The sequence below is a fragment of the Pseudomonas sp. SP16.1 genome (genome assembly GCF_052682975.1).
Genome location: NZ_JBQYFZ010000001.1, coordinates 2,052,309 through 2,078,326 on the forward strand (window position 1 = coordinate 2,052,309; position 26,018 = coordinate 2,078,326).

At 67.0% G+C, this 26,018-nt stretch carries 25 protein-coding genes; 5 read left to right on the plus strand and 20 right to left on the minus strand.

Annotated features, from left to right (window positions below; genetic code table 11):
- Positions 1 to 95 precede the first annotated feature (95 nt).
- Positions 96 to 326, plus strand: coding sequence for a DUF3079 domain-containing protein (locus tag ACUTAF_RS09980; protein ID WP_445579800.1), 231 nt, complete (start codon positions 96 to 98; stop codon positions 324 to 326).
- Positions 327 to 329: 3 nt separating this feature from the next.
- Here ACUTAF_RS09980 and norR read toward each other — a convergent pair whose 3' ends face one another.
- Positions 330 to 1,859 (minus strand): nitric oxide reductase transcriptional regulator NorR, encoded by a 1,530-nt coding sequence (norR, locus tag ACUTAF_RS09985; RefSeq protein ID WP_445579801.1) that lies wholly within the window; start codon positions 1,857 to 1,859, stop codon positions 330 to 332.
- A gap of 138 nt (positions 1,860 to 1,997) precedes the next feature.
- Between norR and ytfE the strand changes: the two genes are divergently transcribed.
- Positions 1,998 to 2,678, plus strand: a complete 681-nt coding sequence (ytfE, locus tag ACUTAF_RS09990) for an iron-sulfur cluster repair protein YtfE (RefSeq protein WP_445579802.1) — start codon at positions 1,998 to 2,000, stop codon at positions 2,676 to 2,678.
- A 117-nt stretch (positions 2,679 to 2,795) separates the two neighbouring features.
- Positions 2,796 to 3,143: a hypothetical protein gene (locus ACUTAF_RS09995; protein WP_445579803.1), complete on the plus strand. Its 348-nt coding sequence runs from the start codon at positions 2,796 to 2,798 to the stop codon at positions 3,141 to 3,143.
- Positions 3,144 to 3,265: 122 nt separating this feature from the next.
- Here the strand turns inward: ACUTAF_RS09995 and ACUTAF_RS10000 are convergent, their stop codons facing one another.
- The 3 genes from ACUTAF_RS10000 to mobA are packed head-to-tail and all read right to left on the minus strand — an operon-like array spanning position 3,266 to position 5,501.
- Positions 3,266 to 3,706, minus strand: coding sequence for a CopD family copper resistance protein (locus ACUTAF_RS10000; RefSeq protein WP_445579804.1), 441 nt, complete (start codon positions 3,704 to 3,706; stop codon positions 3,266 to 3,268).
- Positions 3,707 to 3,715: 9 nt separating this feature from the next.
- Positions 3,716 to 4,900 carry an NnrS family protein gene (locus tag ACUTAF_RS10005; RefSeq protein WP_445579805.1) on the minus strand — a complete coding sequence of 395 codons (1,185 nt, stop codon included), beginning with the start codon at positions 4,898 to 4,900 and terminating at the stop codon, positions 3,716 to 3,718.
- Complete coding sequence (gene mobA / locus ACUTAF_RS10010; protein ID WP_445579806.1) at positions 4,884 to 5,501, minus strand: molybdenum cofactor guanylyltransferase MobA; 618 nt, start codon at positions 5,499 to 5,501, stop codon at positions 4,884 to 4,886. The genes ACUTAF_RS10005 and mobA overlap by 17 nt, the downstream gene beginning before the upstream one ends.
- 357 nt (positions 5,502 to 5,858) lie before the next feature.
- Here mobA and ACUTAF_RS10015 point away from each other — a divergent pair, with 357 nt between their 5' ends.
- Positions 5,859 to 6,404 (plus strand): hypothetical protein, encoded by a 546-nt coding sequence (locus ACUTAF_RS10015; RefSeq protein ID WP_445579807.1) that lies wholly within the window; start codon positions 5,859 to 5,861, stop codon positions 6,402 to 6,404.
- Positions 6,405 to 6,675: 271 nt separating this feature from the next.
- Here ACUTAF_RS10015 and ACUTAF_RS10020 read toward each other — a convergent pair whose 3' ends face one another.
- From ACUTAF_RS10020 to ACUTAF_RS10045, 6 genes are all read right to left on the minus strand, one after another.
- A complete protein-coding gene (locus ACUTAF_RS10020) occupies positions 6,676 to 7,707 on the minus strand; it encodes a GlxA family transcriptional regulator (RefSeq protein ID WP_445579808.1) in 1,032 nt (343 codons plus the stop codon).
- A gap of 351 nt (positions 7,708 to 8,058) precedes the next feature.
- Positions 8,059 to 8,388 (minus strand): four-helix bundle copper-binding protein, encoded by a 330-nt coding sequence (locus ACUTAF_RS10025; protein ID WP_445579809.1) that lies wholly within the window; start codon positions 8,386 to 8,388, stop codon positions 8,059 to 8,061.
- A 907-nt stretch (positions 8,389 to 9,295) separates the two neighbouring features.
- Entirely contained in the window at positions 9,296 to 10,330 is a 1,035-nt protein-coding gene (gene dmpG, locus ACUTAF_RS10030) for a 4-hydroxy-2-oxovalerate aldolase (RefSeq protein WP_445579810.1), read from the minus strand.
- 13 nt (positions 10,331 to 10,343) lie between these two features.
- Positions 10,344 to 11,252: an acetaldehyde dehydrogenase (acetylating) gene (locus tag ACUTAF_RS10035; RefSeq protein WP_445579811.1), complete on the minus strand. Its 909-nt coding sequence runs from the start codon at positions 11,250 to 11,252 to the stop codon at positions 10,344 to 10,346.
- Positions 11,253 to 11,268: 16 nt separating this feature from the next.
- Positions 11,269 to 12,060: a fumarylacetoacetate hydrolase family protein gene (locus ACUTAF_RS10040; RefSeq protein ID WP_445579812.1), complete on the minus strand. Its 792-nt coding sequence runs from the start codon at positions 12,058 to 12,060 to the stop codon at positions 11,269 to 11,271.
- Complete coding sequence (locus ACUTAF_RS10045; protein ID WP_445579813.1) at positions 12,057 to 12,884, minus strand: alpha/beta fold hydrolase; 828 nt, start codon at positions 12,882 to 12,884, stop codon at positions 12,057 to 12,059. Before ACUTAF_RS10045 ends, ACUTAF_RS10040 begins: the two co-directional genes overlap by 4 nt.
- A gap of 187 nt (positions 12,885 to 13,071) precedes the next feature.
- On the opposite strand from ACUTAF_RS10045, the gene ACUTAF_RS10050 reads away from it, so the two are divergent.
- Positions 13,072 to 13,845 carry an SDR family oxidoreductase gene (locus ACUTAF_RS10050; protein ID WP_445579814.1) on the plus strand — a complete coding sequence of 258 codons (774 nt, stop codon included), beginning with the start codon at positions 13,072 to 13,074 and terminating at the stop codon, positions 13,843 to 13,845.
- Positions 13,846 to 13,913: 68 nt separating this feature from the next.
- On the opposite strand, the gene ACUTAF_RS10055 is transcribed toward ACUTAF_RS10050, so the two are convergent.
- From ACUTAF_RS10055 to ACUTAF_RS10100, 10 genes are all read right to left on the minus strand, one after another.
- Positions 13,914 to 14,303, minus strand: a complete 390-nt coding sequence (locus ACUTAF_RS10055; RefSeq protein WP_445579815.1) for a nuclear transport factor 2 family protein — start codon at positions 14,301 to 14,303, stop codon at positions 13,914 to 13,916.
- Positions 14,304 to 14,314: 11 nt separating this feature from the next.
- On the minus strand, positions 14,315 to 15,517 hold the full coding sequence (locus ACUTAF_RS10060; protein WP_445579816.1) for an acetyl-CoA C-acyltransferase: 1,203 nt from the start codon (positions 15,515 to 15,517) through the stop codon (positions 14,315 to 14,317).
- Between the two features lie 60 nt (positions 15,518 to 15,577).
- Positions 15,578 to 16,036, minus strand: coding sequence for a MaoC family dehydratase (locus tag ACUTAF_RS10065; protein ID WP_445579817.1), 459 nt, complete (start codon positions 16,034 to 16,036; stop codon positions 15,578 to 15,580).
- A gap of 2 nt (positions 16,037 to 16,038) precedes the next feature.
- Positions 16,039 to 16,821, minus strand: coding sequence for an SDR family oxidoreductase (locus ACUTAF_RS10070; RefSeq protein ID WP_445579818.1), 783 nt, complete (start codon positions 16,819 to 16,821; stop codon positions 16,039 to 16,041).
- Between the two features lie 13 nt (positions 16,822 to 16,834).
- Positions 16,835 to 18,022 carry an acyl-CoA dehydrogenase family protein gene (locus tag ACUTAF_RS10075; RefSeq protein ID WP_445579819.1) on the minus strand — a complete coding sequence of 396 codons (1,188 nt, stop codon included), beginning with the start codon at positions 18,020 to 18,022 and terminating at the stop codon, positions 16,835 to 16,837.
- A complete protein-coding gene (locus ACUTAF_RS10080) occupies positions 18,019 to 19,191 on the minus strand; it encodes an acyl-CoA dehydrogenase family protein (RefSeq protein ID WP_445579820.1) in 1,173 nt (390 codons plus the stop codon). Before ACUTAF_RS10080 ends, ACUTAF_RS10075 begins: the two co-directional genes overlap by 4 nt.
- Positions 19,192 to 19,403: 212 nt before the next feature.
- Positions 19,404 to 21,854: an efflux RND transporter permease subunit gene (locus ACUTAF_RS10085; protein WP_445579821.1), complete on the minus strand. Its 2,451-nt coding sequence runs from the start codon at positions 21,852 to 21,854 to the stop codon at positions 19,404 to 19,406.
- Entirely contained in the window at positions 21,851 to 22,840 is a 990-nt protein-coding gene (locus ACUTAF_RS10090) for a WD40/YVTN/BNR-like repeat-containing protein (protein ID WP_445579822.1), read from the minus strand. The genes ACUTAF_RS10085 and ACUTAF_RS10090 overlap by 4 nt, the downstream gene beginning before the upstream one ends.
- A 76-nt stretch (positions 22,841 to 22,916) precedes the next feature.
- Positions 22,917 to 24,503 (minus strand): DUF1302 domain-containing protein, encoded by a 1,587-nt coding sequence (locus ACUTAF_RS10095; protein WP_445579823.1) that lies wholly within the window; start codon positions 24,501 to 24,503, stop codon positions 22,917 to 22,919.
- 126 nt (positions 24,504 to 24,629) lie between these two features.
- Positions 24,630 to 26,000: a DUF1329 domain-containing protein gene (locus ACUTAF_RS10100; RefSeq protein ID WP_445579824.1), complete on the minus strand. Its 1,371-nt coding sequence runs from the start codon at positions 25,998 to 26,000 to the stop codon at positions 24,630 to 24,632.
- Positions 26,001 to 26,018: the final 18 nt, after the last annotated feature.

The following is a 26,018-nucleotide window of genomic DNA, read 5'->3' on the forward strand; positions in this document are numbered from 1 at the left end:
CACCAGGGGTTGATCCGAGCAGCCTTGATCCCGGTCAAGGCTCGCGCGGCGGCGTTTGCCGATCGTATGAGGGCAACAGGCCAGGAGGCTTGCACATGGCCAAGAAATTTCCCCTGCATCCCAGCCACCCCGAGCGTATCTGCTGGGGCTGCGACCGCTATTGCCCGGCGGGGTCGCTGGCCTGCGGCAATGGCGCCGATCGCACCATGCACCCGGCCGAGATGCTCGGCGAGGACTGGTACGAGCACGGCGACTGGGGTATCGAGCCGCCCGGCGAGACCGAGCCGCAGGCTGGCGAGCTGCGGCTGGTGCAGGCGGCGGACTGAGGCTCAGGTCAGGTTCAGCCGCCGCGCAAGCTTGCGCAGGTTGCTCGGATCGATGGCCAGTGCCCGCGCAGCGGCCGCCCACTTGCCGTCGTGCTGGACCAGGGCGCCCTGGATCAGCTCGCGCTGGTAGCGTTCCATCGCCTGCTGCAGGCTCTCGCGCGGCGCCAGCGGCGCGGGCGCCGCGGCGACGCTGGGGGCGACGGATGCCGTATCCAGCCCCAGCCAGGGCGCCTCGATGCTGAGCAGCGCGGTGCGCGACTCGGCCTGGCTCAGCACCTTGAGTGCGGCGCGGCTGATCACGTGCTCCAGCTCGCGCACGTTGCCCGGCCAGTCGTAGGCCAGCAGCCTGCGCTCGGCATCCGGCGACAGGCGCAGGCAGCGCAGCCCGAGACGGGCGCGGTTGAGTTCGAGGAAATGCCCGGCCAGCACCAGCACGTCGCGGCCACGCTCGCGCAGCGGCGGGATATGCACCGGGTAGACCGACAGGCGGTGATACAGATCGGCGCGGAAACGCCCGTCGCGCACCTCCTCCCACAGCCGCCGGTTGGTCGCGGCGATCACCCGCACGTCGACGTGGCGTGGGCGGTCGGCGCCGAGACGCTGGATCTCGCCGTTCTGCAGGGCGCGCAGCAGCTTGGCCTGGATCGACAGCGGCAGTTCGCCGATCTCGTCGAGCAGCAGGGTGCCGCCGTTGGCCGCCTCGAAGCGTCCGGGGCGGTCCTGCGCGGCGCCGGAAAAGGCGCCCTTGACGTGTCCGAACAGCTCGCTCTCGGCCAGGGTCTCCGGCAGCGCCGCGCAGTTGACGTAGACCAGCGGCTTGCGTGCGCGCGGCGAGTGGGCGTGCAGCCAGCGGGCGAACAGCTCCTTGCCGACGCCGGTCTCCCCCTGCAGCAACACGGGCAGTTCGGAGTCCGCCACCACCCCCAGCTCGTCGAGCAGCTGGCGCACGATCGGGCTGTCGCCAAGGATCATGCCGCCCGCCTCGTCGCCGCCCTCGCCCTCCTCGCGCCGCGCCAGGCGCAGGCTGCGCACCTCGCCCTCAAGGCGACAGACGCGCAGCGCCGCCTCGATCAGCATGGCGTAGCGCTGCAGGCGCTGGGTCGCGCTGCGGTCGAAGCTGCCGGGACGCAGCGCATCGAGGGTCACCGCGCCCCACAGGCGGCCGTCGAGGACCAGGCTCATGCCCATGCAGTCGTGCACCGGCAGCGGCTCGTCCGGGCTGTCCTGCAGCAGGCCGTCGTAGGGGTCGGGCAACTCGCTGTGGGCGGCGAACTGCAGCGGCTCGCGCTGCGCCATGATCCGTTCCAGCCGCGGGTGCTTGGCCAGCAGGAAGCTGCGTCCGAGCGCCTCGTGGGCCAGGCCGACCGCCGCCTGCGGGCGCAGGCTGTCGCCGTCCAGGCGCAGCAGCACCACGGCGCTGCAGGCGAAGATCTCGCGCAGGCTGACCACCAGGCGCTGCAGGCGCACGGCAGCCGGCAGCTCGCCGGTCAGGTCGGCGAGCAGGGCATTCTGCATAGGGGTGAAATCCACCATTTCGGGTATCCGTGACCTGATTCTTGCCAGGTAGATTAGACCCGGGCGGCGCGCAAGCCCTTGATTTCCGTCAACGGCGCGCTCGGCACGCCGCTTGCGATGGCCCAGGCAGATCAATACGCCTGAAAGGAGCCAACCATGGCCACGCAATTGCTCGACAGCAGCCTGGGCAGCATCGCCTGCAGCATTCCCGGTGCCACCCGGGTGTTTCACGAATTCCATCTCGACTTCTGCTGCGGCGGCCAGAAGAGCCTGCGCCAGGCGGCGCAGGAGCTCGGCATCGACGCCGGCGAGGTGCAGCAGCGCCTGCTCGCCCTCGACGGCGAGGACGCCCAGGAAGCGGACTGGCGCCAGGCGTCGGCCGAGCGCCTGATCGAGCACATCCTGCAGCGCTACCACGAGGTGCATCGCGACCAGTTGCCGGAGCTGATCCGCCTGGCGGCGCGGGTCGAGCACGTACATGGCGGTCGCGAGCACTGCCCGCTGGGACTGACCGAGCTGCTGATCGGCATGCAGCAGGAGCTGGAAAGCCACATGCAGAAGGAGGAGCAGATTCTCTTCCCGATGATCCGTCGCGGAGGCGGCAGCATGGCCGGCGGGCCGATCTCAGTGATGCGCTACGAGCACGACCAGCATGGCGACACGCTGCAGCGTCTGGTCGAGCTGACCGACGACATGCAGCCGCCAGTCAATGCCTGCAACACCTGGCGCGCGCTGTACCGCGGCCTGGACGAGCTGCGCCGCGATCTGATGCAGCACATCCATCTGGAAAACAACCTGCTGTTTCCCCGCACGCTCGGCGAAGGGCAGCTCGGCTGAATAGCGCCGACGGATGCCGAACGCCTTGCGCGGCGTGGTCTGCGATTCGGTCCGTGTCTTGCGGACCGAGTCGCTTGCCTACACTGAGTCATGACCCGTCCCGATAGGAGCCGCCCCATGCATACCGACAAACTTCTCGCTCGCTTCGATAGCCCCGGCACCACCCCGCTGTGGCGGGTGTTCTGGCTGCAGGGCGTGGCGCTCAGCCAGTTGCTGTTCGGCGCCATCCTGCTGCTCTACCCACAGCTCGACAGCGCCTCGCTGGCCTTGCTGCTGCTCGCCTTCCTCGGCTACACCGCCTGGGTGCTCAATGCCGTCTGGCGCAACGCCGGCAACGTGCGCGAACGCATCTGGGGCGAGGTCGCGCGCTTTCTCACCGTGGCCTGGTCGATCAACGCGGTGCTGGTGTCCATCTTCCTGTTGCTCGCCCATCTGCAGCCGCTCGGCTATCGCCTGCCCTTCTGAGCCTGGCCACGGTCCGGAACGTCCGGGCCAGGGCTGCGCGCACCGCCGGCAAACGGCGGTGCGGTGGACATTTACCGGCAAGCGGAGAAGTGGTGCGCATGGCGCACCCGGTCGCTGAATGCCTACCAGTTCAGCAGGAACATGGCCTTGGCCAGGAACAGGATGCCGAGCATCTGCACCAGCACGCTGAGGTGGATCAGCCGCGAGCGTGCCGGCGTCATGCGGCCGCTGCGCATCAGCAGCACCACCAGGAGGAAGTGGCCGAGGATGCTCAGCGCCAGGCCGATCTTCAACGTCAGCAGCGTGGCGAAGCTGCTGGCGAAGGGCGCAGCCAGCGCGGCGCGATAGTGCCAGGCCAGGCCCAGGCCCGCGCCGTAGAGCGCCAGTACCACCCAATGCATGACCTGGCGCGCCCGCTGACCGAGCGCCTTGGACAGCCGTTCGCGCGGCTCGGGCTCCAGGCTGCGGGCGGCCCGGCTGAGGATCATCACCTCGAAGAACACCCCGCCGATAAAGAACGCCGCGGCGGCCAGATGGACGAACTTGAGCAACAGATAGGTCATCTTCGCTCCCTAACCCGGATGGCCGTCGACACGGGTACGGCACAGCATCGGCCCGTAGCAGTAGAGAAACTGCGCGAAGGCCAGGCCCCAGCACAACGCCGCCAGCCAGAGCGCCGGCAGGTAGCTGACGGACACCCCGAGCACGCGCAGCAATGCCGCCAGATTGAGCAGCAGGAAAGCGCTGGCAAACCCCTTCGGCAACTGCAGCGGCCGCCCGGTATGGCCCAGCGAAACGCGCGCCAGCATGGCCAGGATCAGCCCGGCCATGGAGCCCACCGTCAGCGCATGCAGGGCCTGGCTGGACGACCCCGGCCCGCCCCAGTGCCAGAGCGCCAGGCCCAGGCAGGCCGCCACCAGCCAGGCATAGGCCAGGTGCAGCGACCACAGCAGCGGCACCTGCAGCAGCCCGCGGTCGAACCAGCGCAGCAGCCGCACGCCATGGCCGAGCCCGAGCGCCAGCAGCAGCGCCGCACCGAACCAGCTGGGCTGCAGCAGCACACCCGCGGCCGTCAGCAGCGCGACCAGCAGGGTGCCGATCAACAGCGACCAGTCCAGCCAGGGCCAGGGCCGCACCATTTCCACCCGACCGAGGCCACGCTGGGTGAAGAACGGAATCACCCGCCCGCCGATCAACGTCATCATCGCCGCCACCAGCCAGATCGCCGCATGGCTGCCCTGGCGCTGCCAGGCCTCGTGCTGCTGCAGTACGCCGAGCAGGGTCAGAAGGTCCGCCCCGGCGAGCAGCCCCAGGACCAACACGATCGGGTAGTTGCGCCGCTGACGCACGGCCAGCAGCTGCTGCGCCATGACCGCGGCCACCGCCAGCAGGAACGCCAGGTTGCACAGCAGCAACGGCCAGGCCGACGGCAGCCACCAGCTCAGCCGCGCCAGCAGCCAGAGCCCGGCCAGCAGCGCCAGCGGCCGCCCCGACAGGCCCGGACGGCCGGTCCAGGTCTGCACCGCGGTAAGCAAGAAGCCGGCGATGATTGCACCGGCGAAGCCGAACACCAGTTCATGGCGGTGCCAGGCCAGCCAGCCGCCCGTCGGTGCCGGTAGCGGCCAGCCCTGCAGCGCGGCGATCCACAACGGAACGGCCAGCGCGGCGAGCAGCGTGCCGAGCAGGAAGAACGGCCGGAAACCCAGCCGCAGAATGGGGGCGATGGCCATCGCCCGGCGCTTATCGAGGATCTGCATAACCCCTCCCAATAGGTTGTAGCGGCTGGCCGATCAGGCCGAGCAGCTCGGGGCAATTGAAGTTGATCAGACGCGGATCGTCAGCGGCGCAGGCGAGCACATCGACACCCAGACGCTGCCACAGGCGAGCCGGGCTGCGTTCCCCCGCCGTCCATGCCGTCTCGACTCGGGCCAGCAGCTTGCGCGGCAGCACGCACAGCAGCGGCTGCAGGCGCTCCCCCTGGCGCACGGCGATGACCCGCTGCGGATGCTGCCAGGCCAGTTCCTGCAGCTCGCTCAACAGCTCGCCGTCGACGGCCGGCAGGTCACAGGGCGCCACCAGCAGGTAGGTGCCGCGCATGGCGCGCAGTCCCGCCAGGATGCCGGCCAACGGGCCCGGATAATCCCCTTGCGCATCGCCCAGGGTGCGATCGCAGAACGCCGCGTAGCGCGCCCGATTGCGATTGCAGGACACCATCAGCTCGCCGACCAGAGGCTTGATCTGCCGGCAGACCCGCTCGGCCATCGGCATGCCCCACCAGTCCACCAGTCCCTTGTCCACGCCGCCCATGCGGGCGCCCCGACCACCACTCAATACCAGTCCCGAGCACCACTGCCGCATGCGTACCTCACAAATCGATGATCGAGGGCAATCATGCCGACCGCAGGCCGCGTATCACATGACGGGGATCAATACCGTCGTGATGAGTGGCCTGGTCAGCCGCGCCGATCGACTTCGCGTCGCTGGCGGCACGTGCGGCGCCTCCGGACGAGGTGTCGCCATGCCGCCGGTGTCACTCCGTTTCCCGCCGCTACCCGGAAAAACACTGAATGACTGAAACGCCCGCAGTCTAAGCAGGAACCGGGGAAAGCGCTCCTTGCGACAAGCATCGACACCCCCTGTGGCAGGGTGCAACCCGCCACACCGCCGCGCCTTCGCCCTACCGCCGACACTCACACCGACAGCCGATGCCGCCCCATGAAAACCTCCCGCATCATTACCCTGGAAAATCCCGCCGCGCAGGACAGCACCCCCTCGGAGTCCCTGATGTTCGGCACGCCGAAGGAACGGCTGGATTTCTACCGACGCGAAATCCAGTACGAAACCAGCCTGCTTGCGGGGCGAACCAATGCCTATCTGTCGGCGCAGTCGTTTCTGGTCATCGCCTATGCCTCCTCCATGGCCAATGCCAATGCTGCCTGGGGCCAGCTGTTCACCCTGGTGGTTCCCGCGTTGCTGGCGCTGCTGGGGGTGGTCAGCTCGCTGCACGCCTGGCCGGGAATCAGGGCGTCCGCCGCGATCATCGGCCACTGGCACTACAAGCAGGACCACCTGCTGCGCAGCGACCCCAAGTTCGGCCATGCCTACGACGACTCCCCGCTGTTCAGCGAGCAGGAGTCGAGCAAGGCCAGCAGCTACAAATCGTTGCTGTTTTCCCTTCGCTCGCCTTGGCTGTTCACCGTCTTCTGGATCGTGCTGGGGGCGTTCTCGATCTGGCTGCAGCTGCCTTCGGCGAAACTCTGAAGCGGGGGCGACGGATCGTGCGAGTTCCTCGATAGCGCTCGCGCAGGTCGGCTGCGCCGTGAACAGGCCGGCGAGGACTGGTTCGTCAACACCCAGCGCGCTGCGCGCTTCGCAAGCGATCCAGATCGTCAGGGGCGGTACGTCTGGCGCCACCACCATAGCGGCGTGCGCATAACCCTGGGGGAGAACCTGCGCGTCGAACTTGGCCATGGCGCCGGCAGGACATGCAACGCTCCCGGCAGTAGGCGAGGCGCAAACGCGCTGAGCGGTTCTATGGATGAGCGCGTTTGCGGAACTGCCCCGGCGCGATATTGAACTTCTCCCGGAAACAGCGCTGAAAGTGCGAGGACGTCACGAAGCCGCTCGCCACCGCGATCTCGAACAGCGATTTGTTGGTGTACTGCAGCAGCTGGCGCGCATGGGTGAGCCGCAGTTCCAGATAGTAACGCGGGGGCGTCGCCTTGACGTGGCGACAGAACAGGCGCTCCAGGTGCCTTCTGGAGATGCCCGAATAATCGGCTATTTCGTCGATGCCGATGGGATCTTCGATATTGCTGTGCATCAGCTCCAACGCTATCACCAGTGGCCGGGGGAACGTCGGGTCGATATCCAGCGACGAGAGAGACGCATCGAAACGATCCCGCGCCTTGTCGCAACTCAACACCTGCTCCACCGCACCAACCAGCTCCTGCCGCGTGCTGCGTCGCACCACTTCCAGCATCATGCCCAGCGAGCTGTTCGCCCCCGCACAACTGATCCGCCGCCGGTCGACCACATGCGCCTGGCTCGTCACTTTCACCTTGGGGAACAGCTCGGTCATCATGACCCGGCCGTCAGGATGAAAGGCGCACTCGTAGCCGTCCAGCAGCCCGGCTTCGGCCAGGAAATAGGCACCATTCCACAGGCCGCCGAGCATCGCGCCGGCCGCGTCGGCCTGGCGCAGCTTGGTTCGCAGCAAGGGATTGGCCTGCAGCTGCACGCGAAAGCCGCCGCAGACCACGATCAGCTGCTGCTCGCGCTCGCGCAGATCGGCGAGACGGCAGTCCGCCGAGATGACGATGCCCAGGTCGCTGACCACCACGTCCTGCTCGCCACCGACCACCAGCACTTCATAGAGCGGCGTGGCGCTCATCAGGTTGGCCGTGACCAGGGCGTCCACGGCGCCGGTGAAAGCCATCATCGAGAAGTGGTCCAGCAACACGAAGGCGACCCGGTGCGCAGCCGTGGTCGACTCGCCACACTGCACGCGCTCCAGGTGTACCCGGTTCTTGTCCTTCAATACGCTCTCGAACGACGTCTTCATCACGCAGGCGCCTTTGTTGGAATCAATGCGTACGATAGCGAAAACGGAGCGTTTCTACCGCAGAGAAGATCAGCGCGCATCGCGCCGATCGCCGGCCGCCTGCAGCTTAGAGCCGCCAGGGGCCAGCGCGATCATGGGCCAACCGTGGGCTCGCCAGTCCGCCCCCGGGAGCATCGCGCTGCTCCCGGCCCTGCCGACGTTCTGGTTTCCGGCCGGACTGCGGCGATCGCGCAACGCGCGGACTGCGCTCGGTCCTGCCAAGCTCCCTATCCGGATACGGCGAGGCTGTAGCTCGGGGAACCGTCCGGCAGGAGCGCTGCGGCTCGATGCTGCAACGCGCGTTCGCTCGGATCAGGCAGCCATACGGCTACATTCTTCCGCGCAGCTCATGCATGCCTTGGCGCACTGCTGACAATGCTCAGCCTCGTGCTTGGCACATTCTTCGCCACACTTCCTGCAGATGTCGGCGCAGACCTTGCCGAAGGCGCTCGCCGACTCGCTGCCACTGGCCATCAGGCAGGCGGCAAGTCGACAAACCTCTGAACATTCGCGGTCCAACTGGATGCAGCGCACCATCATCTGCACCTGTTGCTCGCTCAAGCAGGCTCCAAAGCAATGGTCACAGGCAACTGCGCAATCGAGGCAGGCTTTGATGCAGGATTCGAAATTAGAGTTATGCATGATAGTTCTCCGCTGAAAGTGGGTAGATAAGTCTCAAGGCGAAGGAACCGATGGGAGGACGGTCTGCAAGTGGCAGATTTATCGATTGATAGAACGACGCGGACAGGTCGGTAATCCCCATCGCCTGCTGCGCTTGTTCAACCCGTCGCGAATTGCTATCTACCAGGCCACAACACAGCGAGCGCTCCGTTAGATGAACGAGGGCACCTCCCCCGGCGATATGCTCGCTCTGGGCGACATTCCTGACCGACTCGTGACAGTGCGTGGCCCATGCGCATTGCGCTTCGACAAGCGCGCCGAGCAAGACGACGAGTGCCAGCCAGGAAGGGAAAGGCTTCATTCTGTCCCGACTCCGGTTCCGCGAACGACGTCTCCAGTGGATCTGAGCGGGTAAAGCGAGGTTCAGGTAGTTTTCCCTTCGCCTAGTACGCCGAATCGGTTGAGCACTGCCATGGAGGTGGATGCTCTTGCCTGGCTGCGGGACATGAATGCCCTGCCCCGTCGTTTCGCCATAGCAGCGATGACCTACCCAAAGCCGTCCAGCGCTCGCGCAGCCTGAATGACGACCATCCCGGTTACCCACCAATGATCACACCGTGCTTCAGGCAGGTAGCCACAGGCGTCGTTCGTTCTCGGATGTTCGCCCCCCGATCAGCGAGCGGCCGAGCAGCTGCGCGGTTAGGTCCGCGCAGTGGTCAACACCAGCAAAGTAGCGAAACCTGCGGCCAGTGTCGTGGCCACGGAGAGGTCGGCACAGGATGAGACAGCGTGTCTCCGCGTGATGGATGGCATCGCCCCCGCAGGTGCTAAAAACGGGTCGGTCAGGTGAAAGCCAGCGCTGCGCCAGGCGCCAGGCGCAGCGCCCCCTCGGCGCCCTTTGCTCGTTAGAGTGCGAGGTGCCGGTCGATCAGGTCGGCAGCACCTCACGCGCCCGCGACAGGGTCAGCGCCAGGTCCTCGATCATGTCCTCCTGACCGCCGACCGTGCCGCGCCGGCCCAGCTCCACCAGCAGCTCGCGGGCCTGGATGCCGTACTTCTGCTCGGCGCGCTTGGCGAACAGCAGAAAGGAGCTGTAGACCCCGGCATAGCCCAGGGTCAGGGCATCGCGGTCGACGCGGATCGGCTGATCCATCATCGGCACCACCAGCTCCTCGGCGACGTCCATGATGCGGTACAGGTCGATGCCGGTCTCCACGCCCATGCGCTTGAGCACCGCAACGAACACCTCCAGCGGGGTGTTGCCGGCGCCGGCGCCGAGGCCGGCCACCGAACCGTCGATACGGGCGGCGCCCGCCTCGATGGCCGCCAGCGAGTTGGCGATGGCCATCCCCATGTTGTGGTGGCCGTGGAAACCAATCTCAGTGCCGGCATCCAACCCGGCGCGCAACATACCGATCTTCTCCGTCACTTCGTCGGGCAGCATATAGCCGGCCGAGTCGGTGCAGTAGATGCAGTTGGCGCCGTAGCTCTGCATCAGGCGCGCCTGTTCCAGCAGTTTTTCCGCGCTGACCATATGCGCCATCATCAGAAAGCCCACGGTATCCAGGCCCATCTTCGCCGCCATGCCGATATGCTGGCCGGAGACGTCGGCCTCGGTGCAATGGGTGGCCACGCGAATGGTGGACACGCCACAGCCGTGGGCCATCTTCAGGTGTTCGACGGTGCCGATACCTGGCAGCAGCAGGGCGGAAACCTTGGCCTGCTTGAGCCTGGGGATGACCGCGTCGAAGTATTCGGCATCGCTGTGGGCGGGGAAGCCGTAGTTCAGCGAGGCGCCGCCAAGGCCGTCGCCGTGGGTAATCTCGATCAGCGGCACGCCGGCCGCATCCAGGCCGGTGGCCACCGCCACCATCTCCTCCAGGCTGATCTGGTGGCGCTTGGCATGCATGCCATCGCGCAGACTCATGTCGTGCAGGCGCACGGATTTACCTTGCAGGTTCATAACGCTTCTCCACTCAGCGGGCAGGCAGTTGCAGGACGCCCTTGTGGGCTTCTTCGGCGAACATCTCGGCGGTACGCAGGCCGGCGGCGGTCATGATGTCGAGGTTGCCAGCGGACTTGGGCAGGAAGTCGCCCAGGCCCTCCACCTCGATAAAGATCGACACCTTGCGGCCATCGAACACCGGGCCGTTGATCAGCTTGTAACCGGGCACATAGCGCTGCACTTCCTTGACCATATGCAGCACCGAGGCGCGGATTTCCGCCTGATCCGGCTCGCCCTCGGTCAGGCAGTGGATGGTGTCGCGCATCATCAAAGGCGGCTCGGCCGGGTTGATGACGATGATCGCCTTGCCGCTTTTCGCCCCGCCGATCTTCTCCACCGCGCCGGCGGTGGTACGGGTGAACTCGTCGATGTTCTGCCGGGTGCCCGGCCCTACCGAACCGGAGGAAACCGTAGCGACGATCTCGCCGTACTCCACCGGCTGCACCCGCGATACCGCCGCCACCATGGGGATGGTGGCCTGGCCGCCGCAGGTGACCATATTGACGTTCAGTGCCAGCTTGGCCGCATGCTCCTTGAGGTTGACCGGCGGCACGCAGTAGGGGCCGATGGCCGCCGGGGTCAGGTCGATCATGATCACCCCGAGTTCATTGAGCTTGCGGCTGTTCTCGGCGTGCACATAGGCCGAGGTGGCATCGAAGGCGATGCGGATATCGTCGTCCAGCACATGGGGCAACAGGCCGTCGACGCCCTCAGCGGTGGTCTTGATGCCGAGTTCGGCGGCGCGCTTGAGGCCCTCGGAGTTGGGGTCGACGCCGACCATCCACACCGGCTCGATCCATTCGGAACGACACATCTTGATCAACAGGTCGGTGCCGATATTGCCCGGCCCGATAATGGCCGCCTTGAGTTTCTTGCTCATCTTGTCTTCCCCGAAATCAGGCGCAAAAGGACACCCGGGCGCTGCCCAGGCCGTCGATGGTCAGTTCGAAATGGTCACCGGCGCGGGCCGGCTCCAGGGGTACCAGGGAGCCGGAGAGGATGATTTCCCCGGCCTTGAACGGGATGCCGAAGGCGCCCAGGGTGTTGGCCAGCCAGGCCACTGCGGTCAGCGGATTGCCCTGCACCGCCGAGCCCAGGCCTTTGCTGATCTGCACGCCGTTCTTGAACACCCTCATCTGCAGATTGGGCAGATCCAGCGCGCGCGGGTCGACCTGCTCGCGGCCGAGGACGAACACTCCGCAGGAGGCGTTGTCGGCGATCGTGTCCTGGATGCGGATCTGCCAGTCATGGATGCGCGAATCGACGATCTCGAAACAGGGCATCACGCATTCGGTGGCGTCCAGCACGTCCTGCTCGGTCACCCCCGGGCCCTGCAGATCGTGCTTGAGCTTGAAGGCGATCTCGCCCTCGGCACGCGGCTGGATCAGGCGATTGGCCGACAGGGAGATGCTGTCGCCGTCGTCGAACCCCATGTCACGGGTGATAAAGCCGAAGTCCGGCTGATGCACATTGAGCATGCGCTGCACTGCTTCTGAGGTAACGCCGATCTTCTTGCCGACTATGGCATCGCCCGCCGCCACCCGCCGTTCGATGGCGTAGAGGGAGATGCGGTAGGCGTCCTCGATGCTGATCTGCGGCCAGCGGCTGGTCAGCGGCGCCAGGGTCTGGCCATTGATCAGGGCCTGATACAGCTCTTCGCCGTACTGCTGTTGCAGAAACTGGCTCATGGGCGGCCCTCCGCGAGAAAGTCCAGGCAGCTGCGGTTGAACAGCTCGTGGTGTTCCACCATCACCCAGTGGCCGCACTCGCTGAGCAGCACGAAGCGGATCTGCCGGCAGGCTTCGAGCATCGTCTGGGCGCCGGAGGCCGGGCAGAACTTGTCGTTGATGCCCCAGAACCCGAGAATCGGGCACTGCAGCTCGGCCAGACGCGGCGCTAGGTTGGGCACCTGCATGCTGCTCAGCACGCAGCGCGGCTGCTGCTGCACCACCGCCACCCGCTCGTTGACGGTTTCGTCACTGATCAGCGAGGCGTCGAACAGCTGCAGGCTGAGCAGGTGGCGCATGCCGGCGGCATCGTTGAGTTCGCCATTGGCGAAGGCCGCGCCCATCTTCTGGATGCCTTCCATCTGCTGGTAGTACTGCTCCTTCTCCATCAGCGCGCCGGGGGCCATAAGGATCAGGCGGCTGACGCGACGTGGCTGATCCAGGGCCAGCTTGATGGCGATGGCGCCGCCCAGAGAGTTGCCCACCAGCACGCAGCGCTGGATATCCAGGGCGTCCAGCAGGCCGCTCAGGGCGGCGACGAAGAAGTCCAGGTCGTAGATGGTTTCGGGTTTGTCCGAGGCTCCGTAACCCGGCAGGTCCGGCACTATGGCGCGGTAGCCGGCGGCGGCGAACACTGGGTAGTTCTGCTTGAAATTGCTGTGGCCGCTGGCACCCGGCCCGCTGCCGTGGACAAAGACCACCGGCTCGCCTGCGCCTGCCTCGATGTAGTGCAGGCGCAGACCATCGGCCAGTGTGACGAAACGCCCTTGCGATAGCGCGCTCATGGGACCCTCCTCGGCTCGTTGTTTGCCGGGATTATTCGGGCGCTCCGTCAGGGCAACATCGTCCGACAGGACTAGCAGCCCGCGCGCCGCAGCACGGCCTGCACGGCTAGTAGTCCTGTTGGACGGTGGCATGCACGGCGCTCGGCGCTAGCCTGCAGCCATCGTCAATCAACCTGAGGGGATACACATGGGCGAAGCGCTGGATTTCACGAACAAGGTGGTGCTGGTCACGGGAGGCGCCAAGGGGGTCGGACGCGGCATCAGTCAATGCTTCCTGGCCCAGGGCGCGGAGGTGGTGATCTGCGGGCGCAGCAGCCCGGAGCAGCTGCCGAGCCAGGGCGGTCGCACGGCCCTGTTCCTGCCCTGCGACGTGCGCGACGTCGAGCAGTTGCAGGCACTGGTGGACGGCATAGTCGCCCGCTTTGGCCGCCTCGACGTACTGGTCAACAATGCCGGTGGTGCACCCCACGCCGAGGCGGCCACGGCGTCGCCGCGCTTTTCCGAATCCATCCTGCGCCTCAACCTGCTGGCGCCGCTGAACCTCTGCCAGTTGGCCAACCGGGTGATGCAGGCGCAGGCTGAAGGCGGGGTGATCATCAATATCTGCAGCGTCAGCGCCATCCGCCCCTCCCCCGGCACCGCCGCCTATGGCGCGGCCAAGGCCGGCCTGCTCAACCTGACCCGCTCGCTGGCGGTGGAGTGGGCGCCGAAGGTGCGGCTCAATGCGGTGACCGCCGGCCTGGTGCTGACCGAGCAGGCCGAACTGCACTATGGCGATCGCAGCGGCGTGGCCCGGGTGGCGGCGAGCATCCCGCTGCAGCGCATGGCCACCCCCCTGGACATCGGCAATGCCTGCCTGTACCTGGCCTCGCCCATGGCAGGCTATGTCAGCGGGGTGGATATCTGCGTGCATGGCGGCGGGGAAAAACCGGCCTTCCTCGACGCCGCCGCCGGGCACTGAACAACCTGCGCGCAGGCCGTCCAGCATGGGTTGCGCGCAGGGTTTCTGTCAGCGGCGCGTGGCCAGCATCAGGCGTCCTCCCGGGCCACCAGATTGGCCTGGCCCCAGTAGGCCTTCATCGAGCGGATCAGGCCCTGTTCGTCGAACTCCATGACGTCGATCACCTGGATCGAACAGGCCCGCCCGTCCATCTGCAGGTCGACGCAGAACGGCACCGCGCCGCTGCCGGCATGGCTGGCCGAAACCGGGCCGGTCTGCCGGGCACGGGCCTGGGCACGGCCCAGGCCCTCGCGGTAGAAATGCTCGACGGCGGCGCGGCCGACATGCGGCGGCGTGCCGATGGGGTCTTCCACCCGGGCATCCTCGGCATACAGGGCAACGATGCCGTCGATGTCGCAGGCGTCGACCAGCTGGATATAGCGGGCCATGGTGGCCTGGATCTGCTCTGGCGTAATCATTTTCTGGCTCCCTAAACCACTTCGAACAGGGCCGCGGCACCCATGCCGCCGCCGATGCACATGCTCACCACCACATAGCGCAGACCGCGGCGCTTGCCCTCGATCAGGGCGTGGCCGACCATGCGCGCGCCGGACATGCCGAACGGGTGGCCGATGGCGATGGCGCCACCGTTGACGTTGAGGCGCTCGTCGGGAATGCCCAGCACGTCGCGGCAGTGCAGCACCTGGCAGGCGAAAGCCTCGTTGAGTTCCCACAGGCCGATATGGTCCACCGTCAGGCCATGTCGCTTGAGCAGCTTGGGAATCGCATGGACCGGGCCGATACCCATCTCGTCGGCGTTGCAGCCGGCCACCGCCAGGCCGCGGTAGATACCCAGCGGCTCCAGGCCGCGCTGCTCGGCCAGCTTGGCGCTCATCAGCAGGCTGGCGCTGGCGCCATCGGACAGCTGCGAGGCGTTGCCGGCGGTGATGAAACGGCCAGGGCCGGTCCACTGCCCGCCGGTCCAGACCGGCTCCAGGGCCTGCAGGCTTTCCAGGGTGGTGGTCGGCCGGTTGCACTCATCGCGGGCCAGGGTCAGCTCCTGGTACCGGGTTTCGCCGCTGGTCTTGTCGAAAATCGACTGACGGCTAGTCAGCGGCGCCAGTTCGGCGTCGAACAGACCGTCGCGCTGGGCGGCGGCGGTGCGCATCTGGCTCTGGTAGGCGTAGGCGTCCTGCGCCTCGCGGCTGATGCCGTAGCGCGCGGCGACGATCTCCGCGGTCTCGATCATCGGGATATAGGCCGTGGGGTCCTGCGCCAGCACCGCCTGGGACTGGTTGCGGTAGGCGTTCTTGTGCTTGTTCTGCACCAGCGAGATGGACTCCAGGCCACCGGCCACGGCGATGTCGATCTCGTCGCACATGATGCTCTTGGCAGCGCTGGCAATGCTCATCAGGCCGGAAGAACACTGGCGTTCCACCGCCATGCCGGCGACGCTGGGCGGCAGGCCGCCGGCGATCGCACAGAGGCGCCCGAGGTTGTAGGCCTGGGTGCCCTGCTGGGCCGCCGCGCCGATGATCACATCGTCCACCTCGCCCGGCTCGACGCCGGCGCGCAGCACCGCCTCGCGCACCACATGGCCGCCCAGCTGCGGCGCCTCGGTGTCGTTGAAGGCGCCGCGAAAGGCCTTGCCGATGGGGGTACGGGCGGTGGAAACGATTACGGCTTCTTTCATCTTGGGGGTCTCGTAAACAATTCGTTAACGCGGCTGAAAGCGTCGCGAGCGCAGTAGCTTTCAGGCCGGGTAATAGCGACTGATGGTGTCCACCACACAGCCCGGGCGGTCTTCGCCCTCGATCTCGACGCTGACGCGAATGGTGGCCTGCACCCCGCCCTTCACTGCCTCGGCGCCCACCAGGCTGGCGCTGCCGCGCACCCGGGCACCGGCCTTGACCACGTTGGGAAAGCGCACCCTGTCGCAGCCATAGTTGACCCCCATGGCGATACCGCGCACCTCGACGATCTGCGGCAGGAACAGGTTGACCAGGGCCAGGCTCAGGTAGCCATGGGCGATACAGGCGCCGAACGGCCCGCTGGCGGCGCGCACCGGGTCGACATGGATCCACTGGTGATCGCCGGTGGCCTCGGCGAACTGGTCGATTCGCGACTGCTCGATGCGCAGCCAGTCGCTCTGGCCCAGCTCGGCGCCGACCTTGTCCAGCAGCTCGGAGGGATGGTTGAACACAGTCGTCATGCTTAGGCCCTCTGGCTGGAGACCGACAGCACTTCGCCGGTCATGTAGGAGCTGTAGTCGCTTGCCAGGAACATCATCACGTTGGCCACCTCCCAGACCTCCGCGGCGCGGCCAAAGGCCTCGTTCGCCGCGAGTTTTTCCAGGACTTCCTGGGGCGCGGACTTGCGCAGGAAATCATGCAGGGCGATGCTCGGGCTCACCGCGTTGATGCGGATGCCGTGCTCGGCGGCCTCCACCGCGGCGCAGCGGGTCAGCGCCATCACCCCGGCCTTGGCCGCGGCGTAGTGGCTCTGCTCCTTCTGCGCGCGCCAGCCGAGCACCGAGGCGTTGTTGACGATGGTTCCACGTCCTCGCTCGATCATCGGCGCCAGCATGGCTCGGGTCATGCGCATGGTCCCGGTCAGGGTCACGTCCAGTACCCGCTGCCATTCCTCGTCGGCCATTTCCACCAGCAGGCGCGAGCCGCCGAGGCCGGCGTTGTTGATCAGCACGTCGACGCCGCCCAGGTCACGCTCGGCGGCGGCCACCAGGGCCTGCACCTGTTCCTCGCCGGTAACGTTGCACACCTGGCTGAAGACCTGCTCAAGCCCGGTCTGCTCGCGGATCCTCGAAGCCGCCTCGGCCAGCCGGCCCTCATGGATATCGCTGATCATCAGCGCGCGGCAGCCTTCCTCGGCGGCGCGCAGGGCGGCGGAAAAACCGATGCCGGCACCGGCGGCGGCGGTGATCAGCACCGATTTGCCGCGCAGCAGGCCGTGGCCGGGGACGTAGTTTGGAATGTTCATGAAAGCTCTCCTGTCAGGCGCGCAGGCGCGGCTCGCGGGGCATGCCCAGGGCGCGTTCGGCGATGATGTTGCGTTGGATTTCGTTGGTGCCGCCGTAGATGGTGTCGGAGCGGCTGAACAGGAACATGGCCTGCAGACGGCCGAGCCGGTAGGGACCGTCTTCCAGCAGTTCGGCATCGGCGCCGAGCACGTCCATGGCCAGCTTGCCCAGCTCGACGTGCCAGTTGGCCCAGCTCAGCTTGTAGATCATCGCCTCGCGGCGCAGCGAGCCATCCTGCACCCCGGAGAGCATGCGCAGCGAGTTGTAGCGCAGGATGCGCAGGCCGCTCCAGGCCTGGGCGATACGCTGGCGCAACAACAGATCGCGGGCCGCGCCATTGGCCTTGGCGATGCGGATGATCTCTTCCAGCTCGTTGTGGAACAGCATCTGCTGGCCCAGGGTCGACACCCCGCGCTCGAAGCCGAGCAGGGCCATGGCGATCTTCCAGCCATCGCCGGGGGCGCCGAGGATATTGGCGGCAGCGGTCTCGGCGTCGTCGAAGAACACCTCGTTGAACTCGCTGGTGCCGGTCAGCTGCTCGATCGGGCGCACCGTGATGCCCGCCTGCCGCATCGGCACCAGCAGGAACGACAGGCCCTGATGGCCGACGCTGCCGGCCTCGGTGCGGGCGATCACGAAGCACCACTCGGACTCGTGGGCCAGGGAGGTCCAGACCTTCTGCCCATTGATCCGCCATGTGCCGTTTTCCAACACGGCGCGGGTCTTGACGTTGGCCAGGTCCGAGCCGGCCCCCGGCTCGGAATAGCCCTGGCACCAGAACTCGGTGCCGGCGACTATGCCCGGCAGCAGGCGGCGCTTCTGCTCCTCGTTGCCGAAGGCGGCGATGGTCGGCCCGGCCAGGCCCTCGCCGATATGGCCCATGCGCCCGGGACCGCCGGCACGGGCGTATTCCTCGTGGAAGATCACCTGCTGGCTGATCGACAGGCCGCGGCCGCCATGTTCCGGCGCCCAGCCCACGCAGGTCCAGCGGCCCTCGGCGAGCTTGCGCTCCCAGGCCTTGCGCTCCTCGGGGAAGCTGTGTTCGTCACCCGGGCCGCCGCGAAAGCGCAGCTGCTCGAATTCGCCACAGAGATTGTCGGCCAGCCAGGCGGCCACTTCGCCACGAAAGGCTTCGTCGGCGTCGCTGAAACTGATCTTCATGTAGCGTCTCCCAATAACGCGGTGGCAATGCGCTCGCGGTGCCAGGACGGCGCGCCGAACAGGGCCTCGCTGGCGCGGGCGCGCTTGAAGTAGAGGTGCGGGTCGTATTCCCAGGTGAAGCCGACCCCGCCGTGCAGCTGGATGGCCTCGGCGGCGCAGTGGAAGAACGCCTCGGAACAGCTCGCCTTGGCGGTGGCGGCGGCCAGCGGCAGCTCGGCGGCCACCTGCGCATCGCCCTCGGCGTCCAGCGCCTCCTGGGCCACGCAGGCGGCGTAGTAGGCGGCCGAGCGGGCGCATTCGAGCTGCAGCATCATGTCCGCGGCGCGGTGCTTGATGGCCTGGAAGCTGGCGATGGCGCGGCCGAACTGCTGACGCTCGGCGCAATAGGCCAGGGTCAGGTCCAGGCTCTGCTGGGCCCCGCCCACCTGCTCGGCGGCCAGCGCGGCGCAAGCCAGTTGCAGCACCTGCTGCAGCAGCGCCCCGGCCTGGCCGAACTCGCCGAGCAGGGCGTCGGCGCCGACATACAGCTGCTGCAACTCCACCTCGGCCAACTTGCGGGTCTGGTCCAGGGTCGAGCGCAGCCTGCGGCCGATGGCCAGTTGCCCGGTCTCCAGGGCGAACAGGCTGATGCCTTCAGCCCCCTGGCTGCCAGGGGTGCGCGCGGCGACGATCAACAGGCCGGCCGTGTGGCCATCGACCACCTGGCTCAGCCTGCCGTCGAGCACGAAGCCCGCGCCCTCCGGGCGGGCGCTGACGGCCACCGCCTCGACCCCGGCGCCCGGGCCGGCCATGTAGGCCAGGCTGGCGGTCAGGCTGCCGTCTGCCAGCGCCGGCAGCCACCTGGCCTTCTGCGTTTCGTTGCCGGCCAGCAGCAGCGCCGGGGTGGCCAGGCAGGCGCTGGCGAAGAACGGCGAACAGAGCAGGCGCCGGCCCATCTGTTCCAGCAGGATGGCCAGTTCGACGAAGCCCAGGCCCAGGCCGCCGTACTGTTCGGGAATATGGATGGCCGGCCAGCCCATCTCGCCGCACAGGCGTTGCCAGAGCGCCGGGTCGTAGCCCGTCGCGCTGCCCATCGCCGCCCTTACGGCAGGCGAATCCGAGACATCCGCGAGGAAGCCCTCGGCGGACTCGCGGATCATGTTCTGCTCGTCGCTGAACGCAAATTCCATGGTCACTGCCTTGTCGCTGAGAGAGCGCCCAGAACGGCACCCAACTGCCCGGCAGTCTGGAACGAAGCGGCGCGGGGCAAATCGTCCGAATGGCCGATGTCGCCTGCCTGCGGCGGAAAAAGCCGGACGCAAAAAAACGGCAGGCAGACGACGGCTACAGCATCCCGTCATCCACCTGCCGCAAAGCGGCCGCTCACCCCGTCGGCCCCAATTCAGAGTTGTTCCAGGCTTGTCCCCTGCGTCTTCTCCCGCGGCCGCTGCAGACTGGTTTGGTGCCCTTCGTACGGCACGCTCAGGCCCGCGACCTGCGACCCTGTGGCCTGCTCCTGGCCAACCCCCAGCCATACCGCCAGGGCCGGCAGCAGGAAGATCGCGCCGAGTACGTTGACCAGAAACATAAAGGCCAGTAGCACGCCCATGTCGGCCTGGAACTTGAGCGCGGAGAAGGCCCAGGTGCCGACGCCGATGGACATGGTCAGGGCAGTGAACACCGCCGCCGTACCACGCTGGCGCATGGCCTGGTAGAAGGCTTCGCGCAGACCGAGGCCATGGCGCATCTCGTGCTGCATGTGCTCGTAGAGATAGACCCCGTAGTCCACCCCGACCCCCACGCCCAGGGCAATCACCGGCAAGGTGGCGACCTTCAGGCCGATGCCGAGCTGGGCCATCAGGGCATTGCACAGGATGGTCACCAGCATCAGCGGCACCAGCACGCAGAGCACCCCGCGCCAGGAGCGGAAGGTCAGCCAGCAGAGCAGGCCGATGGTGGCGAACAGCGCCGAGAGCATCTGCACCTCGGCCTGCTCCACCGCCTCGTTGGTGGCGGCGGCCACCCCGGCGTTGCCGCCGGCCAGGCGCAGGCGGATGCCCGGGGTCTGCTCGGCGGCGACGAACTTCTCCACCTCGCCGGTGACGTGCTTGAGGGTCGCGCCCTGGTGATCGTCGAGGTACAGCTGCAGGTTGAGCACCCGGCAGCCCTCGCTGTTCAGGCCCAGCTCGGGGTTGGCCGCAGCGCCGCCGATGCGCAGGGCATGGGGTGAACGCTGCAGCGCCGCCCAGCGCGGATTGGCCTCGTTGTTGGCCGCGGCATACAACTTGATGCCGCCGGCCACCGTGGTCACCGACTGCACCCCGGCCACGCCGCGCATATGGAGGTCGAAGCGCTCCACCACGTTCATCAACGACCAGTCGAGGCAGGCCTCCTCCTCGGCGACGGTTTCGGCAAAGATCGAGAGCACGTCCATGCTGATCGAGTAGTTGGCGACTATGGCCGCGTTGTCGCGGTTGTAGCGCGACTCGCCATGCAACTCCGGCGCGCCGGCGCCGACGTCGCCGGTCAGCAGATGGCGCGACTGATAGGTGCCCACGCCCAGCAGCAGCACCAGCATGGCCAGGCTCAGCAGCGCCGGCCCCGGCAGGGCCAGGGCCGACAGGCTCCACCACAGGCGGGCGCGGCCGGTGTCGGCGCCGCCCGGGCTGCGCGCCACGCGCTCCAGCTGCAGATGGGAGAGGATGATCGGCAGAAACAGCTTGTTGGTGACGATCATCAGCGCCACGCCCAGGCAGGCGGTGACCCCCAGCTCATGCACGATGGGGATGTCGATCAGCATGATCACCATGAAACCCAGGGCATTGGCCAACAGCGCCACCGTGCCGGGCACCGCCAGCTTGCGGAAGGCCCCCTCGGCCGCGGCGCGGGCATCCAGTCCGGCCAGCACGTCCTGCTTCCAGGCATTGGTCATCTGCACCGCATGGGACACGCCGATGGAGAAGATCAGAAAGGGCACCAGCACCGACATCGGGTCGATGCCGTAGCCGATCTGCGGCAGCAGGCCGAGCAGCCAGATCACCGGCAGCAGGGCCACGGTGATGGCCAGCAGGGTCAGCTTGAGCGAGCGGCAATACAGCCACAGCAAGGCGGCGGTGATGACGAAGGCCACGGCGAAGAACAGCAGCACGCTGAACAGGCCATCCATCACCTCGCCCATGATCTTGGCGAAGCCGACGATGTGGATCTCGATATGGCCGTTTTCATGCTTGCTGCGGATCGCCTCCAGGGCGCTGGCCACGGCGGCGTAGTCGAGTTTCTCGCCGGTCTGCGGGTCGATCTCCAGCAGATCGGCCTGGACCATGGCCGAACGCAGGTCGTTGGCCACCAGCTGGCCGATCTCGCCGGACTTGGCCACATTGGCGCGAATCTGCGCCAGCCCCTCGGCATCGGCGATAAAGCGCGAAGGCACCACGACATCGCCGGTAAAGCCGGTTTCGGTGACCTCGATAAAGCGCACATTGGGGGTGAACAGCGAACGCACGCCGCTGCGGTTCACCCCCGGCGTGAAGAACACCTCCTCGGTGACCTTGCGCAGGGCTTCGAGAAACTCCGGGTTGTACAGGTCGCCCTCGCCTTTCCAGTGCAGGCTGACCAGGATGCGGTTGGCCCCGGAGAAGCTGTCGCCATGAGCCTTGAACGCCGCCATATAGGGATGGCTCAAGGGAATCAGCTTGTTGAAGCCTGGGTCCAGGCGGGTGGCCAGGGCCGACAGGCCCAGGCCCAGGGTCAGCAGCAGGAACAGCAGGCCCAGGGGCAGGCGCCAGGCAATCAGCTGCCGGGCAAACAGGGCGACCAGCCGTTCCAGGCGGGTCGCAGGCAGAATCGCGGTCATGGTCGGGACACCTCGGCGAGAACTAGGGGCTCGGCCGGCTGATAACGGCGCAGGCCGGCGTCACTGGCCAGCAGCCAGGGCCCGCTGGCGCTGATCAGCAGGTCGGTCAGGCTTTCCTGGCCGCCTTCGTGCAGCACCTGGAAGGACTTGCCGGCATCCTCGCTCGCCAGCAGCAGGCCGCCCTGGCCGGCCAGCAGCACGCGGCCATCGGCGGCAACGGCACCGGCATAGAGTGAAATCGGCACAGGCAAAGGCAGCGCTTGCCAGTGCTCGCCGCCATCGTCACTGCGGAACACCTGGCCACGCATGCCATAGGCCAGCCAACGCCCCTGACCGAGGCTGAGGGCGCCATACAGCGAGCCCTGATAGAAGGACGGCAGCACCTGCCAGCTGACGCCGGCATCGCGCGAACGCAGCAGGCTGCCGGCCTCGCCGACGATCAGCCAGTCGCGGCCGTCCGCCGAGCCGGCGATGCCGTTGAGGTGCCAGTCCTGCAGCCCCTCGATGGCCTCCGCCTGCCAGTGGCGACCGCCATCGCGCGAGCGCAGCACGCGGCCGAAGGCGCCCACCGCCAGCCAGTCGCCGGAAGGCAGGCGCCGCGCATCCATCAGCGGCTCGTCACCCTGCTCGTTGAAGGCCGCCTCGCTCCAGCTGCGGCCACCGTCCTCGCTGCGCAGAATCCAGCCCTCATGACCCAGGGCCAGACCCTGCAGGCCGTCGGCGAAACGCAGGCGGGTGATCAGCGCATGGCGCTGCTGCGACAGGCTGGCGTCCTGCCAGCGCTGTCCCCGATCGGTCGACAGCAGGATGTGTCCAAGCTCGCCGGCCAGCAGCAGGCCAGCATCGCTCTGCGCCACGGCATTGAGCTGCATGCGCTCGACCGCAATCCGCGTTTCCGGCATGGCCGGCAGGCTGCGCGGCGCGAAGGCCGCCACGCCGCCCAGCCCCACCAGCAGCGACACACCCAGACCGAGAAGGATTTTCATAAGCCACTCCCCGGGTGGCCGAAGGCCACCCATGGAGTGCAGGCCAGAAGCCATGCACGCATTGTCGTAGCCCTCCTTAGAAGCTGTACTTGGCGCTGATCGCCAGGTAGTCGCGGTCGGCCAGCGGACGCTTGGCCAGGTCGGCATCGCCGAGGAAGGCGTTGTAGGTCGCCCCCAGCTCCAGGTTGTTGAGGTACTTGGCGGTCAGACCGAGGCTGGCGCGGCGATCACCCTCGCCAACCAGGGCGCCGAAGGCCCCGGCCACCGCCGCGGTGCCCTGCAGCTGCTGGGCATAGGAGATCGGCATGCTCAGGTCCCAGCCGTCGATCACGTTGTTCCACGACGGCGTGGCCATCAGCTGGTAGGCCCAGGCGCTGCGGTCGACGCTGAGGTCGTCGAAGCTCATGCCGGCGAAGTGAAAGTCCTCGACCTCGTTGACCCGCAGATAGGCCACTTCGCCGACGAAGGTGGTCTGGTCGGAGAACCAGCGCGGGCCGAGGATATACAGGCTCGACAGCTGCGCCTGGGTGGCCTTGGCGCGGGTAGCGGCAGGGCCGATGATGGAATCGACCAGCACCGGCACGCCATCGCGGTAGCTGACCTCGCCCGCCACGTTGAAGTCGCCCAGGCGGGTGGAGAAGCTGGCCCCGCTCATCTCGATATCGTCGAAGTAGGTGATCTGGTAGTTGGTCGGATTGAAGAACTCATCGAAGTTCAACAACACGTTCGGGTTCTTGTCGTGGTAACGCAGGTGGTAGAGCCCCAGCTCGGTATCGGCGCCGACGGTGAAACGCGCGCTCAGGCCCCACTGGCCGCTGTCGCGCGGCTCGTCGTCGCCGCCCTTGGGCAGGGTGAAGCCCGGCGCGAGGTAGAGGAATTCCGAGCCCGGGCCGATCATGTCGGCGTAGGAGAAATAGCTGCCCACCGGGTCCAGTTCGGTGGCCTTGTACTCGTACTGGTAGTAGGCACTCAGGCCGAAGGATGGCGTCAGCTGCCATTGCGCCAGCACCTGGCCGACCGGCAGCAGGATGTCCTTGACCTCCACCCCCGGCACGTTGGCCTTGGTGGCATCGGCCGGGGACTGGGCGCCGGCGATATTGGGGAAGAACAGGCTCTCGCCCCACTGCACCACCTGACGCCCCGCGCGCATATTGAGCATGGACTGCTCGCCGGTCTGGAAGCTGCCATAGACATAGGCGTCGAGGAAGCGGCTGCGGCTGCCGGCGACCTCGCGCGCGTCACGGGTGAATTCGTTGGCCGCGCCGGTCTTGTTTACCGTCTGCGGTGAGTCGTTGTCGTTGCGGTGCTGCCAGACATCGTCGTAGAAGCTCGAGGCGCGGACGAAGGCGCCGTAGTTGCGGTACTTCAGATCGATCTCGCCGAGCATCGACAGGCGGTTGTTGATCAGGCTGCCGCGCTCGAAGTTGCGGTTGCCGTCGTCGCTGTTGGCGGTGGCCGGCAGGCCGAAGGCATCCAGCGGCCCATCGATCAGCGCGCGGGCCTGCTTCTCGGTACGCATGGCCGCGCCATAGCTGAGGTTCAGGGCGTAATCCAGGCTGACCTCGTCGCCCAGGGCCAGCGTGCCGGCCACGGCCGGCTGGGCCAGGGACAAGGCCAGCAGGCTCGGCAACAGGAGCCGAACCTGGCCGGCTGGGGTATGCATTCTCTTGTTCTTCTTGTGTTTCATCGCATCTCTCCGGTGTACCGCCGCGCCGCCGGGGCGCGACTGGCCAGCGCGCCGGCAGCGGCCGGCACGCGCATGGGTGGAAGACAGTGCTGCGGCTATGCCCTAGCGACCGCTCTGGCGCAGCATCTCGGTGGTGTACATGTAGGGCTGCAGGCGATCGCCGTTGATGCGCGGCGCCTCGATTTCCTGGGTCAGGCGGTCGGCCAGATAGGCGCCGGAGATCAGGTCGTGATAGACGGTGACGCCGGAGTGGAACAGCTTGGCGCCGTAGGCGTAGAAGGTGTTCATGAAGTTGGTGCGCCACAGCTGGCCATGGGCGTCGTAGTTGTCCGCCATCACCGCCAGCCAGGTGTCCTCGTCGATGTAGAGCACACGCTTGGCATACTGATGGCGGTAGCCGGGCTTCAACGTCGCCTCCAGTACCCAGACCCGGTGGGCCTCGTAGCGCATGAACGCGGGGTCGATGCTGCCCACCTTGAGCAGGTCGGCGTACTTGACCTGATCGGACTCCAGGCGATAGCCGTTATAGGGGATGTACAGCTCGCGCTTGCCCACCAGCTTCCAGTCGTAACGCTCGGGGGAGCCGTTGAACAGGCGATCGTCGTCGATGGTACGGAAGCCGCCGACGCCCAGCGGCATGTCGAAGCCGAAGCCCGGTGACTGGCGCACGCGGCGCGTACCTGGGTTGTACATCCAGGCGGTCTGCGGGTTCTTCTTCTCGTTGAAGTAGGTGTGGGCCAGCATCACCTCGCCCTTCTGCCGCTCGGGCTTGAGGATGGTGGTCAGCGAGTAGGCGAAGATGCCGTGGGTGAGCTTGCCGATATCCTTGTCGCCGCTGGTCTGGTCGAGAATCTCCATGCGCAGGCGGCCCCAGGCGGTGTTGCCGTCGGAGTAGACCACGGCCTGGTCGTACACGGCATCTTCCTGGTGGGCGTAGGCCGGCAGCAGCATGTTGCGCAGCAGCTCGTCTCCGTTTTTCGGCAGCGGGAAGGGAGTACCGGCCTTGTAGGCGCGCACGCCCATATTGCCGTCCTCGAGCTCGGCGAAACCGACGTTCCTGCGGGTCTGCTCGCAGCGGAACTCCTCGTAGCGGAAATCGCGGTGGCTCGGATAGACCGGAATGGCGAAGCTGTCCGGGTACTTTCTCAGCAGCGCCTGCTGGCCATCGGACAGGCGCGCCAGGTGCTCGTTCATGTTCTGCGCGGTGATGGTGTACAGCGGCTTCTCGCCAGCATAGGGGTCGGCATGGCGAGCGCCGACGCCGTCGAACTGGATGCCTGGCGGGGTGCCCAACCACTTGCCGCTGAAGGCGGGAATGGAGCCGTCGGCGTTGCCGGCCTGCTCGGCGCCCATGCAGGTCAGCTCGTTGCCCAGCTTGGCGATCTCGCTGGCATCCGGGCTGGCCCAGGCGCCCTGCACGGCCAGCAGCAAGGCGCCGGCCAGGGGGATGGTGCGGTGCAATGACAGGTTCATGTGGTCCTCTTCTTATTG

What these genes read in the sequence shown, in the direction of transcription:
- ACUTAF_RS09980 (WP_445579800.1), top strand. Translation starts at nt 96, where the DNA reads ATGGCCAAGAAATTTCCCCTGCATCCCAGCCACCCCGAGCGTATCTGC.
- norR (WP_445579801.1), bottom strand. Translation starts at nt 1,859, where the DNA reads ATGGTGGATTTCACCCCTATGCAGAATGCCCTGCTCGCCGACCTGACC.
- ytfE (WP_445579802.1), top strand. Translation starts at nt 1,998, where the DNA reads ATGGCCACGCAATTGCTCGACAGCAGCCTGGGCAGCATCGCCTGCAGC.
- ACUTAF_RS09995 (WP_445579803.1), top strand. Translation starts at nt 2,796, where the DNA reads ATGCATACCGACAAACTTCTCGCTCGCTTCGATAGCCCCGGCACCACC.
- ACUTAF_RS10000 (WP_445579804.1), bottom strand. Translation starts at nt 3,706, where the DNA reads ATGACCTATCTGTTGCTCAAGTTCGTCCATCTGGCCGCCGCGGCGTTC.
- ACUTAF_RS10005 (WP_445579805.1), bottom strand. Translation starts at nt 4,900, where the DNA reads ATGCAGATCCTCGATAAGCGCCGGGCGATGGCCATCGCCCCCATTCTG.
- mobA (WP_445579806.1), bottom strand. Translation starts at nt 5,501, where the DNA reads ATGCGGCAGTGGTGCTCGGGACTGGTATTGAGTGGTGGTCGGGGCGCC.
- ACUTAF_RS10015 (WP_445579807.1), top strand. Translation starts at nt 5,859, where the DNA reads ATGAAAACCTCCCGCATCATTACCCTGGAAAATCCCGCCGCGCAGGAC.
- ACUTAF_RS10020 (WP_445579808.1), bottom strand. Translation starts at nt 7,707, where the DNA reads ATGAAGACGTCGTTCGAGAGCGTATTGAAGGACAAGAACCGGGTACAC.
- ACUTAF_RS10025 (WP_445579809.1), bottom strand. Translation starts at nt 8,388, where the DNA reads ATGCATAACTCTAATTTCGAATCCTGCATCAAAGCCTGCCTCGATTGC.
- dmpG (WP_445579810.1), bottom strand. Translation starts at nt 10,330, where the DNA reads ATGAACCTGCAAGGTAAATCCGTGCGCCTGCACGACATGAGTCTGCGC.
- ACUTAF_RS10035 (WP_445579811.1), bottom strand. Translation starts at nt 11,252, where the DNA reads ATGAGCAAGAAACTCAAGGCGGCCATTATCGGGCCGGGCAATATCGGC.
- ACUTAF_RS10040 (WP_445579812.1), bottom strand. Translation starts at nt 12,060, where the DNA reads ATGAGCCAGTTTCTGCAACAGCAGTACGGCGAAGAGCTGTATCAGGCC.
- ACUTAF_RS10045 (WP_445579813.1), bottom strand. Translation starts at nt 12,884, where the DNA reads ATGAGCGCGCTATCGCAAGGGCGTTTCGTCACACTGGCCGATGGTCTG.
- ACUTAF_RS10050 (WP_445579814.1), top strand. Translation starts at nt 13,072, where the DNA reads ATGGGCGAAGCGCTGGATTTCACGAACAAGGTGGTGCTGGTCACGGGA.
- ACUTAF_RS10055 (WP_445579815.1), bottom strand. Translation starts at nt 14,303, where the DNA reads ATGATTACGCCAGAGCAGATCCAGGCCACCATGGCCCGCTATATCCAG.
- ACUTAF_RS10060 (WP_445579816.1), bottom strand. Translation starts at nt 15,517, where the DNA reads ATGAAAGAAGCCGTAATCGTTTCCACCGCCCGTACCCCCATCGGCAAG.
- ACUTAF_RS10065 (WP_445579817.1), bottom strand. Translation starts at nt 16,036, where the DNA reads ATGACGACTGTGTTCAACCATCCCTCCGAGCTGCTGGACAAGGTCGGC.
- ACUTAF_RS10070 (WP_445579818.1), bottom strand. Translation starts at nt 16,821, where the DNA reads ATGAACATTCCAAACTACGTCCCCGGCCACGGCCTGCTGCGCGGCAAA.
- ACUTAF_RS10075 (WP_445579819.1), bottom strand. Translation starts at nt 18,022, where the DNA reads ATGAAGATCAGTTTCAGCGACGCCGACGAAGCCTTTCGTGGCGAAGTG.
- ACUTAF_RS10080 (WP_445579820.1), bottom strand. Translation starts at nt 19,191, where the DNA reads ATGGAATTTGCGTTCAGCGACGAGCAGAACATGATCCGCGAGTCCGCC.
- ACUTAF_RS10085 (WP_445579821.1), bottom strand. Translation starts at nt 21,854, where the DNA reads ATGACCGCGATTCTGCCTGCGACCCGCCTGGAACGGCTGGTCGCCCTG.
- ACUTAF_RS10090 (WP_445579822.1), bottom strand. Translation starts at nt 22,840, where the DNA reads ATGAAAATCCTTCTCGGTCTGGGTGTGTCGCTGCTGGTGGGGCTGGGC.
- ACUTAF_RS10095 (WP_445579823.1), bottom strand. Translation starts at nt 24,503, where the DNA reads ATGCATACCCCAGCCGGCCAGGTTCGGCTCCTGTTGCCGAGCCTGCTG.
- ACUTAF_RS10100 (WP_445579824.1), bottom strand. Translation starts at nt 26,000, where the DNA reads ATGAACCTGTCATTGCACCGCACCATCCCCCTGGCCGGCGCCTTGCTG.